Here is a 12,445-nt window from a genome sequence, read left to right on the forward strand (position 1 = left end):
GTCCGACCGCATCGACCACGATGCCAAGCACTCCGTCGGCCACAATCTCGATGAGGACGTCGGCAGCAACAAGACGGTCAAGGTCGGCGTCGACCAGACCACCAACGTCGGCTCGAACGACACCGAGACGGTGGGCGCGAACCGCTCGCTGACCGTCATGGCCAACGAGACCATCCATGTCGTGTCGAACTCGACAGAGAACATCGACGCCAATCATTCTCAGACGGTGGGAATTGTCCAGACGATCACAGTGGGGGCAGCTCGCATCGATACGGTGGGCGCCGCCGAGACACGCAGTGTTGGTGGGGCACAGATGAATACAATCGGTACCATACGATCGGTCACTGTCGGTGCAGCGCAGAGCCACGATATCGGCGCGTCGGACAGCTGGTCGGTCGGAGCCGGTCAAACCGTAACGATCAGCGCCGACCAGTCCTTCGATGTCGGGGGAGCTCATGCATCAAAGATCGGCAAGGCCAGATCGGCCAAGATTGGCGCCGATGACTCCACGGAAATTGGTGGCGGACGAGCTCTCAAAATCGCAAAAAAGAGCGAGGTCGACATCGGTGAAGATAGTGTCATCAACGTCGGCAAGAAGTTGCTGGTCAATGCTACAAATGAACTTGCGCTAATATGTGGCGACGCCTCGATCACCATGAAGAAAGACGGCACTATCGAGATCGTCGGTAAGGACATTACAATCAAAGGCAGCAGCGACATCTCGGTAAAAGCGTCGGGTGACGTCAAAGTCAAGGGAAGTAACATCCACAACAATTGAGGGCTTCATGACGAAGGTGATAGATCGCATTGACGGTGTCGTCATCGGCCTGCTCATCGGTTTCGATGACGGCGTTCCGCTGGTGGTGTTTGTTGGCAATCCTCGCGAAACGGCAATTCCCGCGCGCGGCCTCGCCGAACTGGAATCCGCTGCCATCGGATCGGAAGTGGCCTTGCTTTTCGAGGGCGGCGACCCGCTGCGGCCGCTCGTCGTCGGGCGCATTGTCGAACCCTTGCGCAAGAACAAGGATCCGCAGATCGTCCGGGACGGCGAACGGGTATCGATAACTGGCAATCAGCGCATAGAATTACGCTGTGGCCTGGCATCGATCATCTTGGAAAAAGATGGACATATCACCATTCGCGGCACCCAGTTGACCAGCCAGGCCAGCGGGACCAACCGTATTCGCGGCGGGGCCGTGCATCTCAACTGAGGCATTGCCGATGCATCGCGTCGCGACGATCGCCGCCATTGTGGATCAACACGCTGGAGATGCGGCTTTCCTTTGGCATCGCCGTTGTCGGGAGATCGACGGACCAATCCTCGATGAGACGGACGTCGGTCGCATCGATCAGCGTCTTGAAGCCAACTTGGAAGGGCTCATGGCGGCCGGCAAGGCTGGCTGGGAAGCTGCACAGGCGCACTTCGCCGACTATCCGGAACCGGGCGAGCTTTTCGTTCTCGGCGCGCTCTCGCTGCGATGGGGCGAGGCGGAAGCTGTGGCATTGGCGATCGATGCCGCCGTTGGCTTGGGCGAGGGTGGCCTATCAAGCCTGTCCGGCGCAATCGCACGAGTGCCTCGCGAAAGCCTGCGCCCGTTCCTTGCCGAATGGCTGGACACCCGCGAAACCCTATTGCGAAGGCTCGGCCTTGCGGCGCTCTGGCATCATCGCGTTGATCCCGGCGCCCGCCTCGGCGACCTGCTCAGCAATCCAGACCCGGATGTTCGCAGACGTGCGTTTCGGCTTGCCGGTGGGCTCAAACGGCGCGACCTCCTTCCGGCAGTACTGGCCGGACTTGACGGCGGCACGCCGAAGGAACGCATGACGGCCGCCTTCGCGGCTTGCCTTCTTGGCGAAGTACGCTCGGCTCACCCGATACTCGACCTGATAGTGCTGGCAGAGCCAGGCCTCGCCCCAGCCGCGATCGAGATGCGCATTCTGACGACGCCCTTGAAGACCAGCAAGGCTTGGCTGCAGGGTTGTCTGCAGCAGCGTGCCTTGCGCGCTACCGCAACAGCGGCAATCGGCCTCCTTGGCGACCAGTCAGTTATGCCTTGGCTGATCGCCAAGATGCGTGAGCCAGAGCTTGCCTTCGCCGCAGGGCTGGCGCTCCGCGATCTTTTCGATGTGGACTTTAATGACACCGACCTGTTTACGATAGACTCGCCCGCGCTTGGCAAGGATTTTGAACCCCTGACTGCCAGCCCACTCCCGGTCGCGGATCGAGTGGCCGCATGGTGGGACGAGGGGCGCGGCGGGCGCAGCCATACACTCTTCCACTCGATGCGCAGGCTTCGGCTGGATGCGTTGCGCGCTGCACTCGCCAGGCCGGACGCTCCATTGTCGGATTGGCGCAGGACGCGCCGCTTCCCGGCTTGGACATGAGTTCAGTCGCGGTTCATGCGAGCCATCACCGCGGCGGCGCGCAGCCCCCCCTCGGAGGCCACCTCGCAGATGGCGGTTGGCCCTGGCGCATAGTCGTTCAAGAAGCTGTCGGCCACTAGCATCAACGCCAGCGCTCCGCCAGCTGCGCCAATATCGCCGATCGTCATTGCGTGATAGGCGGTAGGCAGAATCTCGCGGCGGGTACGGTAGAAACGAGGATGGGTGATCATCATCTCCCAGCCACTGTAGCGTTCACCATTGCCGTTGCTGACGACGAAGTTGATGTCGGGCTCTGATCGACCTGAGCCGGTCACTGCGTCGCGCAAGGCGCCAAGCATTGCCCGTCCTTGGCTAAAGCGATCCGATAGAACGCTGTCGCCCTCTAGTGCCGTGCCAACGCCGAGGATGCTGGCCAGCACCGCAGCCTTTCCCTTTGGCTCGAGGGTCAGCCGGACAAAAGCCGCGGCTTCGCCAGGCACCAAGCCTTGAGGGTTATCCGGACCCTTTAGTCGGCTGGCTTGGCTGAGACGCAAAAGATCCGCGTCGTTGATCAAGCTGTCAACGCCGCCTAGCAGAATCTGTTCAACGTCTTGCCGTTCCAGCAATTCCACAGCTTGATCGAGAAGACCTAACGTGGCGGCCGCGCCGCCATCGATGGCGCGTGAGGCGGGATGGAAGCGATTGCCGGTCGCCTTGATCACGGCCGCAAGAAAGCCGGAGACGGGGATGTCGGAATATGCGGGGTGATCGCGAAAGCTCTCCGGCGGGGTGAGAAGGACGACTGTCGCCTCGGGCCCGGCCGTGCCGGTCCGCAGAACCTCGCCTATCGCACGCGAGGCCATGTTAATCAGCCATGCTGCGTGAGTCTTCCGCAATTGATGATGCGCCGGTATGCGCGAGACCACTTGGCTCAAACCAAGATTGAAAAAGCCCTGGACTTCGATCGCGCTCAGATTTGCACGAATTGCAGCCAAGGTTTGACCGGAATCGAGTCCGGCCGCCGTGACCGCGCCCCATCCGGCAATATACAAGGGGCGTTTCATGCCAACCAGGCCTGGGGCTGCGGTACGCCCTTGCCCGGGTGGATATAGGTCTTGCGTGTGCGCACAGCAAGAATGTAGCCAGGCGTGACATGACCGAAGGCGATCTGCAACAGCGGCTTGGCGTTGCGCCGTGTGACGATAGCAAGACGTGCCTTGAGCGTCACCCTAGAAAGGTCAGGCTCGATCAGCACCGTATCTGGTCGAAAGGCTCTCTCTTCCACCCGGTCTGCATATATGAGCTTAATCGGTGCGATGATTTTCGGAATACGAAAATCCCAGCGCCCACTTGAGGTCATTCCAACGATCGCGACATTTTCTCCACCACGGATTTCAGGCAGATGCTGATCCGACGGCGTACAGAGATTGTAGCGGACATCGTGGTCCTTGGGTGGCAAGGGCCACTGCGAGGCGAGCCATGCTTCATCATAGGTCCCCGCCAAGGGCAGACGGGGCAACCAGGAGCGGCCAAGCGGTCCAAACCCCGCCGGCCGTGGCCGATCCGAAGGGCTTGTGAATGGTTCGTTAGAATACGTGATGTTGGGGGCTTGCGTTCGAACCTCGGGATCGGCCGAGGCGGCATGTCGATAGCCCACTCCCAATGGATTGCGCCGGTCCATCGGACCGTTCGGAATCGTCCCGCCATAGGCACGCTCATAGACGATAGGCATCCTGTTGAACGGTTGAGGCTGGGAGTAACTGCCGGCATCATAAATCCGATCGCCAACGACATTAACCACTTTTCGCAGACCGGCGACCATGAACCCGGCCTGCATCTCGCGGACCTGCTGTCCACCCGGTGCATGCGCGGTGCCAATGACGATGATTTCCGCCGCTGGCTTGACCGGAACGATATCGGCCTCATAGCGGGTTGAGGACGATGCTGGGTCTCCGAACCAGCTGTCGCAAAGCGCGACAGGAAGCTGTTCCTCAGCAGCAACAAGTTGGCCACTGACCGATGGGGAAAAGCTTGCCGAGAAGATTGCGACGAGGACTTCTTGGCCGTTCAGGTCGACCTGAACGTTCGTGGCGGCTTCAAAAGGTGTCCGGTTTTCAAGCCAAACGTTGAACGACATTGTATCAGCACCAATTTCCCTTCGCGTCGAGCCCGAGCGGCCAATAGGGCATGCATGTGACGAGACATACGAAATCGCTTCGCTCCGCTTCCACAAGCCATCCCAACATGAGTACCTGAGGCGGCACCTTGTCGGGTTCGGCCAAGGACGCGTTCAGCGCCACGCACCGAAGCCAGAATTCGCGGATTAGTGCAACGAACTGAGGATCGGATGCCGGGCCGGCAACACGGCGCAAAAAGGCCATGCGCATCGCGGTGTCGCGTTCCTGGCTGTTTTCACGGGCCTGCGCGTCGATCAGGCCCGACCACCATTGTTCGACAATTGGATAGACTATGTTCAGACCCTCAAGATACTCGCTGAAGAGCTGCCCATGGCCAAGGCTTGCTGCGTTCAAAGGTTTGGCCGCACCCTGTGAGAGCAAAGTGTCGACGTCCGTCGGCGAACAGTAGAGCCTCGATAGGCCCTTTTCCACGTTGTGAATCGTTTCGAGGGCCATTTAGACGATTTCTCCATCCCTCATTCCAATTGGAATGAACTGCATGGTTCGCATTACCCGGTGGAGGTCTTGGTGCTCACTGGCGAGATCATTGAGGAGCAGGTCAATCGGAGGCACGTTTTCACGCGACGGCGGCTCTGTATCGAGGCCCCATTCTTCCGTGACCGGTTTTTGTTCGTATTGTCTGCCAGCTTCCTCCAATTCCAGATTCCGGGCCTCGGCGGCCAAGAAATATCTTCTGAAAATCTCGATCAAGCGTGGATGCCCGCCCATTCCCGAAGGCCAACGCAGATCGAAATCCACGATCAATTTGTCGGGGTATCTCTTTTCCGTGTTATCCTTCATGCTTTTCGTCCACCACTTTTTGATCCTCGGGACCTCTTTCTTCAACTCGCTGATGTAGGCGGCTTGAATGGCCTGAAGCGTATCGTCCATCGTCTTTCCTCACATCATCTTGGCCAGCGTTCGTGCGTGTTCGGCAATTATGCCGTTCGTGTTACCGCCCTGCGAACAAGCGCACTTCCGGCAATGCGGTTTCACACATGCGGCCTTGGCGAAATGCTTCTTGAAACCGGACGGGTCGGCGGGCGGGGGTTCAGGCAGATGACACCCGCCATTTTCCCATGCGGTCTTCATTGGGGGTTGATGATCGGGCGTCATGGCGGCTCTGTCACGGTTTGTGAACTTGCCGCCTCCGGCCGTTTTGTAGTCGGCCTCGGAGGGCAGCCATTTTCCGCCGCATTCCCAGCAATCCTCGCCGTGAACCTCGTCATCCTGGTCGGAGGTGATATCGGGCGCGTGTTCAGAGCGCTTGTAGGGCGGGCATTTCTTACCCTTGGCATCCGCTGGAATAGCCGCGAGAAGAGCGACCAGAGCGGCGCCGTCAAGCCCATTGCAGGGATCGCTCGCCTCGTTCTGACCAACCATGTCTCCGTGGCGGCAGACCCCTTTGCCCTCCACCTTGACGGTGAAAGACCAAAGCATGAAAGCGGCCTTGCCCTTGATCTTATGCGTGATGACACCTGCGCCAAGGCCGGGTGTCGCGGGCTCGTTGCCGGTACTCATCGAAACTTCCGAGCTGTTCTCCAGCGCGGTCGGGTTTCCATCCGCCTTGAACGATTTGCTTCCCTTGATCAGGTCGGATGCCGACATCATGTTGACGTAAGGAACCGGAACCGGTCCCGCGGGCGGTGGCGGTGGCGACAGGCAAACGTCACCGGGCGCTATCCCCTTGCCCCCGCTTCCCTTGTGGAACAGGCCCATTTTCTCGGCAAAGACGGTAATCGCCATGTCTAGAATATCTCCGTCTGCATTGGTGCCGCGCGCATTGCCGGCAACGCATAGGCCGCCAGATCGTGAATGTCTTGGAACCTGAATTCCTTCACTTCCCAGTCATTGCTCCAAAAGACCAAATCGACTTCTGACGGACTCGCAACCGGCGCTGCCACGTCAGCCAACTTTCCTTCAATGACCGCCGTCAGCCATCCCTGATCTATTGCGGCACGGGTTATTTCATGAACCTCATCAAACCATGGCGAGGCCATGTCTGGTGCCGGCCCGATTGCCACAATCACGAACGGATATCTGCGCCCAACGCGGTCTTCGCTCATCCGCCAGACGCCTGCGCAAGGCTGTTCGCAGAAAATCGCGGCGGGTACGGTAAAGCGCCAGACACGCGAGTCCAGTTCACCCTCGTCCGGCCTCGCCAGCAGTTCCATCGACATCCAGCGGTCCCAGCGGTCGATGAAAGTCCGCGGCAGGTTCGCGGAGACGAAGTCTCCAGTTGCCGGAATCTTACCGAAGAAGCCGATGATCATATCTGCGGTGGACATGTGAACTTCTTGAACATTTCGAGGTTGTACGGATTTTCGACGCTGGCGGCCTTGAGCTCGAAATCGGCATACATGCCTTTCGTGCCCAGGCGCAGGCTGTAGACATCGGTCAGCGAAGTGCTGGCGAAGCGGCCACTGCGGAGCATCCTCAGCCACGCCCAGCTGCCGGTTTCGTTAAGCATTATTTCAGGCGATCCGTCGATCGGCTGGAAGGCGAGCGAGATGACGCCCGTGCCGTCCTTGCCGGGCCATGTCATGGGTTGCGGCCGCGTTGCGTTGTTGTAGTAGACGAGGCTCTGGCCATCGAGATTGAGCGTGACGCGCGTGACGTTGGGAGACAGGTCCTTCGGTTCAAGCGTGAAGCTCATCACCGGTCCGCTGCCGCCCGCAAACAGATCGTCGCGGATATGCCTGGCCTGCTCGAATGCCGCCAGGGCCGAAGCATCAAGGCCGAAATCGGCGCGCCACTTCCACGGCTGGCTGGTCATGTCGACATAGTTGATCAGATGGTCGTTGATGAAACCGTCGATCAGCCCGGCCGGCCCAAAGAGGCGGGCGAAATCCCGCACGTTGACGTCCACCGCGCTCTCGGCGCTGAACGGATAGCGGTCGTTCAGCGCCGCCTGGCAGAAAGGCAGGATATCGGCCCGCCAGATGGCGTTGAGCTCCGAAGTGACCGCCTTCTGAGTCAAATTGCTGGTGTCGCCGGCAATCCCGCCCAGCCAACTGCTGATAGGGTCGGGTAGGATCTGTGCCTGCCGGGCGACCGCTCCCGTCAGTTCGGCAAGGCCGCCCTGCTTCTTGATGGCATCCTGCGGATTGGGGTTCGCGGTGACCGTCTGCAGCACGTTGGAAAGTGCGGTCAGCGCGACGACCGCAGCATCCAGTGCCGGCGGCTGGCCATCGACCTCGGCAATGGTGCTCTTGAGTGGTTTGAAATGCTCGGCCACAAGATTGCCGGTCAGGTCCACCTCGCTGGCCGAACCCGCCCGTGGCAACAGTTTTGCCCCTGTTTTCACTATCTTGCCAAGCTTGCCCAGTTTGCCGAGCAGTTTCGAGCCGCCTTTGGCTGCCGCCTTGTCATCTCCGGCGGGCGCGTCATCCGAACGGGTGAGCTCCGTCTCCTGCACCACTGCCGTCAGCAGGCGCTTCAGCGCGGAATCGGCGCTCGAAAGATCCTTGAGGTTCTCACTGGCGACGATGAGATCGGTCAATGGCGCGAGCCTCATGTCGCGCAGGAAGCTGTCCCATTGCGCGATATAGTCGTCATAGTAGAGCTTCAGAATATCCTCGGACAGCGCCGAGACCGAGGTCTCGGAGTTCTCTGAGCAGCCGCCAGCGAAAACGGCACGATCGAGCGCGGCCTGTGCGGCGACATCGTCGATGCGATCGAGAATGACGTCGTGGAAGCCGGCATAGGTGAAGGCGCCGGAAATGCCGACGCGAAGCGTCTTGGCGGAACGCCGAATAAACACCTTGCCGCCGTTTGGGCCGGCGAAATTCGCCGGGACCCACTCCTTGAGCCCGGCCACTGCCGGATCGGCCAGCAACTGTTTGTAGGCGCGCGCCGGCAACGAAATGGTGCACACCGTTTTCAGCGCTTCGGCAACCAGGGCCTGGTCGGGCGCGACATAGCTCTCGTCGACCGTCATCCGGCGGATGGCGGCAAGCTGATGCTCTTCGGCATCGGCGGTCGGAAATGGTGCCGCGGCCGCGAATTCGGGCAAGCTGTTCGCCCACCAGTCTTGGGCGTAATCGGGATCCATCTGAGACAGGCCCGTCATCATGCGATAGGTTTTCAGCGCTCCGAGCATGAAATCCGGGTCGCGGATTTGCCGCCACATCGTCGCTTCGAGCAAGGCGATCATGCGCGGCTCAAGAACATTGCGCAGGGCATGATCGTACGTGTCGGTCTGCGCCCGCACCATTTCCGCGGAGGCCGATGGTCCCAGCAGATCCTGTGCGGCGCCAGGCGGTGCTGTCCGGGCGGTTGCGACCGCGTCCATCGCACCGAGCGCGCCGTCCATGGCGGGCTGCTCCACCGATGCCGGCGTTGCAGCGCCGGAGGTCAGCGGCGTCTGCAGCGCTTCGAACTGGCCTGCCTGGGCCGTTATCGCGTTGCGGTTGTCAAAATAGGACCAGGTGAACAACCCGCCGGCCAACAATGCCGCCGCCGCGCAAGCGGCTGCCGCACCCCGCCAGATCCAGGCGCGGCGCCGTTGCGCCAGCGGATCGAACGTGCCGAGGCCCGCTTCCTTGAAGATGACTTCGGTCAGCAGGTTCTTCAGGAAGAAGCTGCGTTTTTCGACCCTTGGTGCGGGCAGCGCCCGTCGCGGCGGCAGGCCGAAGGACGAAGACAGCGCCGCGGTCAGCCGGTCGATGGGCGCTCCTTCCTGCGTCGCCGATGTCAGATAGAGCCCGCGCAGCCAGGCGACCTCTTCATACCGGCTTTCGCCGAACATTGCCTCGACCAGCACCTGTATCGGTTCGGACAGGCTTGCCAGTTGGGCGGGAAAGCGGAAAATCTCGGCACGGGCGGCGAGTTTGTCCTCATCTTCCAGCCGCGGCACCAGCCTCCGCTCAAGTTCCGTCGCCAGCGCGGAAATTTCCCGTTCAATGGTCTTGGCATCGACACGCGCTTCCAGCGCGAAGGTGGTCCCCCATACCTGCTCGCGCGAAGCCGTGGACAAGCCGCCGAAGAAAGCCTCGAAGCCCTTGATCAGATCGGCCTTGGTCAGCATCAGATAGACCGGAAGGCGGATTTCGAGCCGGTCGTTGAGTTCGGCCAACCGGCGGCGGATCTTGCGGCCGTGCGCCTTGATGGCTTCATCGCCCTCCCAAAGCACGTCGATCGAAAGCGCGACGATTACGCCATTCAGCGCGCGGCGTCCGCGGTGCTTTTTCAACAGGTCGAGGAAGCCCAGCCATTCAACCGCGTCCACATCGGGCTGGCTCTCCTGCTGGACATAACGGCCGGCCGTGTCGATCAGAACCGCATGTTCTGAAAAGAACCAGTCGCAGTTGCGCGTGCCGCCGACCCCCTGCAGGTCGTCGGTGAGGTCGATCGGAAAATTCAGCCCGGACTGCCGCAAGGCCGTGGTCTTGCCGGTGGCCGGCGGCCCGACGATCACATACCATGGCATTTCGCGCAGAAACTTTCGTCCGCCCAGCTTGCGGCGCTTCAGTTCGGCCATCACCTCGGCGAACTTGGCACCGACGGCCGCGACATTCTCTTCGCCGGGTCTGAGCGGCTTTTCCACCACCGGCGCGGCAATCTCGGCGACGAACATACGGTTGGCGCGGATCGCCCGGCGCTGGGCGACGATCAGCCAGATCAGCCAGAAGATGACCAGCAGCGCAATGATGACGATGCGCACGTTATCAGAGGCGAACGGTTCATAGGGACCGACCCTGACGATCGGACCGAACACCCAGATGACCAGGGAAAGCAGCGTGAGGCCGATCAGCGTCCATAGCCAGCGTGATGTCAGGACAGCCCAAAGGAAGCGCAGGATGAACATCTCACAGCCTCTTTTCGACAAGCACCTCGACGCGGCGGTTCAAGGCCCGCCCCTCGCGCGTGCTGTCGGTGGCGACTGGATCGGTGGCCGCGCGGCCCTCGGAATGGACGCGATCCCGCGGCACTCCGTTCTGGACCAGCATGTCGGCAATCGTCTGGGCGCGAGCCTCCGACAGTCGCTGGTTGGTCGACAGCGGATTGGTCTTTTGCAGGGGAACGCTGTCGGTATGACCGACGACGGTGATGTTTCCGATCAGCTCCTGGTTGGCGAGGATCACCTTGGCGAGCGACCCGATCAGGGGCTCGAAGCCTTCGGTCAGTTGTGGCCGTGACGACTGGAACAGTTCGGGATTGGAGGCCTGGATCGTCAGCTTGGCCAGCGAAACGCTTTCGGTGCCGCTGAGGGCGGATTTGAGGTCGGCGGGCGCCCCGGCCTGAAATTCCGGCAACAGCGCAAAATCCACCTTCTCCGGCGGCGGGGCATCGACTTTGGGCGACGTGCGGGTGATGTCGCCGCGCGCGGGCGGCGGCAGCGCGCGAACAAGTGCGGAGAGCTCGACCGCCTGGCTGCTCAGTGCCATCGAGAGCCCGACATGGATTGTCATGGCTGCAACCGCCGCACCGAGCGCCATGACCCAGATCGGAACGATGAAGCGCTGCGGCTCGTCAGATGCGATCACGCCTTTCCAGTTTGGCGACAGTGGCGCGCCTTCGGCGTCGGCATCGCGTAGGAAGCGTGCCGCCGCCACGCGAACGGCATTGAGCGAGCGGTCGCCGGATCGGGCCGACACGCGATATTTGCCACGAAAGCCAAGCGCCATGCATTGATACTGCAGTTCCAGCAATTCGCGATCACGGTTGGGATGGCGCTCGAGTTCGTCGAGACGGGTGAAGAACTGCGTGCCGGCATCGACATCGCCGCGCAGCATGACCACAAGCGGCTGCCGCGGCCAGGCGCTGGCGCCGCCCCATGGCGTGTTCAGGGCCAGATCGTCGAGCAACGCCGCCACCACCCAGGCCGCCTGGTCGGCGCGCTCCATTGAGGATCCGACCGACATAGCCGTGTCGCGTGCCCGGACCAGTTCTTCGAGCAATCGGGTACGCAATGCTTCCGGATTGTCCGGCGGCAGCGCACTTTCAAGCTCGGGACCGAATTCGAGCAAGGGCGCAAATGCGTTGACGAGTGCGTTCGGATGGGTGCGGGAGCGCTTTACCGACGCGCTCGGCAAAGGTGGCGCCATCGGCCGCGGCATCGGCGCGCCGGTCAATCGAATGCGGGTGCGTTCGCGATCCTCCGACAGTCCGAACGGATCATCGCGGCTCATGATCTCACCTGTTCACCGAATAGCAGTCCACCTGCGGCTCGCTTGGCAACACGCCCGAAACGCCGATGACGAAGCCGGGAGCGTCGAGCAGCGACGCCCAGTGCTCACTTTTCTGGTCCAGTTCCAGACATAACCGATCGCCATCGTAAGGAATCTCGCGCGGCTGGGAATGAAGCGGTTTCAGCGGAATGCCGGGCAAGCGCGATTTCCACAGGCCCTCGAACTGGTCGGCCGAGCCGACGGTTGCCTGATTGACGAATATCTTGCGCAGCGCGTCTTCCGACAACTCCGAACCGACCCGGATGACGATCCGGCTGGCCACCAGCAGCTTCGGATTGTCGATACGGATCTTCCAGACATTGGTCGAATGCCGCATGACAGGCAGCGCACGCGATTTCGGCTCGATGTAACGCAGGCTGAGGATGAGCGAGCGCAGCGCATCCGCCAGCGCCGAATAGGCGGGGCCAGGCGCCATGTGATCGTAGGCGGGCAACTCGCCCAGCCGCCGCGCGCTCGATCCGTAGGTCGCCATCGAACCGGCGAGACCGGCAAGTTCCAGGTAAAGCTCGGCTGGATGGAACACATCCTGAGCCAGCATGTGGGCCAGCCGCGGACGTGCCGCATTGGCGAGATTGAGCATCAGCAAATCTTCGACGCTGCGCCCAGGTCCGCCCATGACCATCTTGCCATGCGCCTCGGCGATCTGGTCGAGGCCGGTGACAACTTCCAGCAGCAACTGCCGGTACCAGGCCACGGCGCCCGTAACCAAGG

11 protein-coding genes and 1 pseudogene are annotated in these 12,445 nt (G+C 61.4%); 3 read left to right on the forward strand and 9 right to left on the reverse strand.

Annotation, left to right across the window (positions count from 1 at the left end; translation table 11 throughout):
* The 3 genes and pseudogenes from EN943_RS28085 to EN943_RS28095 form a co-directional block, all read left to right on the forward strand.
* Window positions 1-778, forward strand: a pseudogene (locus tag EN943_RS28085) (type VI secretion system tip protein VgrG); the annotation flags it as partial.
* A gap of 7 nt (window positions 779-785) precedes the next feature.
* Window positions 786-1,211 carry a DUF6484 domain-containing protein gene (locus tag EN943_RS28090; protein ID WP_127415480.1) on the forward strand — a complete coding sequence of 142 codons (426 nt, stop codon included), beginning with the start codon at window positions 786-788 and terminating at the stop codon, window positions 1,209-1,211.
* Window positions 1,212-1,221: 10 nt separating this feature from the next.
* Window positions 1,222-2,385, forward strand: a complete 1,164-nt coding sequence (locus EN943_RS28095; protein WP_206522818.1) for a hypothetical protein — start codon at window positions 1,222-1,224, stop codon at window positions 2,383-2,385.
* Between the two features lie 2 nt (window positions 2,386-2,387).
* Here the strand turns inward: EN943_RS28095 and EN943_RS28100 are convergent, their stop codons facing one another.
* From EN943_RS28100 to tssK, 9 genes are all read right to left on the reverse strand, one after another.
* Window positions 2,388-3,428, reverse strand: a complete 1,041-nt coding sequence (locus EN943_RS28100) for a hypothetical protein (protein ID WP_127415482.1) — start codon at window positions 3,426-3,428, stop codon at window positions 2,388-2,390.
* Window positions 3,425-4,501, reverse strand: a complete 1,077-nt coding sequence (locus EN943_RS28105; RefSeq protein ID WP_127415483.1) for a DUF2169 domain-containing protein — start codon at window positions 4,499-4,501, stop codon at window positions 3,425-3,427. The genes EN943_RS28100 and EN943_RS28105 overlap by 4 nt, the downstream gene beginning before the upstream one ends.
* A gap of 4 nt (window positions 4,502-4,505) precedes the next feature.
* The gene (locus EN943_RS28110; RefSeq protein WP_127415484.1) at window positions 4,506-4,997 is read right to left on the reverse strand and encodes a hypothetical protein; all 492 of its coding nucleotides are present in this window, start codon (window positions 4,995-4,997) and stop codon (window positions 4,506-4,508) included.
* Window positions 4,998-5,432, reverse strand: coding sequence for a hypothetical protein (locus EN943_RS28115; protein ID WP_127415485.1), 435 nt, complete (start codon window positions 5,430-5,432; stop codon window positions 4,998-5,000).
* Between the two features lie 9 nt (window positions 5,433-5,441).
* Complete coding sequence (locus tag EN943_RS28120; RefSeq protein ID WP_127415486.1) at window positions 5,442-6,287, reverse strand: DUF4150 domain-containing protein; 846 nt, start codon at window positions 6,285-6,287, stop codon at window positions 5,442-5,444.
* A gap of 2 nt (window positions 6,288-6,289) precedes the next feature.
* Window positions 6,290-6,829 carry a type VI secretion system-associated protein TagF gene (tagF, locus tag EN943_RS28125; RefSeq protein ID WP_127415487.1) on the reverse strand — a complete coding sequence of 180 codons (540 nt, stop codon included), beginning with the start codon at window positions 6,827-6,829 and terminating at the stop codon, window positions 6,290-6,292.
* Window positions 6,811-10,350: a type VI secretion system membrane subunit TssM gene (gene tssM, locus EN943_RS28130; RefSeq protein ID WP_127415488.1), complete on the reverse strand. Its 3,540-nt coding sequence runs from the start codon at window positions 10,348-10,350 to the stop codon at window positions 6,811-6,813. The genes tagF and tssM overlap by 19 nt, the downstream gene beginning before the upstream one ends.
* A 1-nt stretch (window position 10,351) precedes the next feature.
* Window positions 10,352-11,674, reverse strand: a complete 1,323-nt coding sequence (icmH, locus tag EN943_RS28135; RefSeq protein WP_127371267.1) for a type IVB secretion system protein IcmH/DotU — start codon at window positions 11,672-11,674, stop codon at window positions 10,352-10,354.
* Window positions 11,675-11,678: 4 nt separating this feature from the next.
* Window positions 11,679-12,445 (reverse strand): type VI secretion system baseplate subunit TssK (tssK, locus tag EN943_RS28140; protein WP_164778416.1); only part of this gene is annotated, 767 nt, incomplete at its 5' end.

It is taken from the genome of Mesorhizobium sp. M7A.F.Ca.US.006.01.1.1 (assembly GCF_003997935.1).
Classification (GTDB): Bacteria; Pseudomonadota; Alphaproteobacteria; order Rhizobiales; family Rhizobiaceae; genus Mesorhizobium.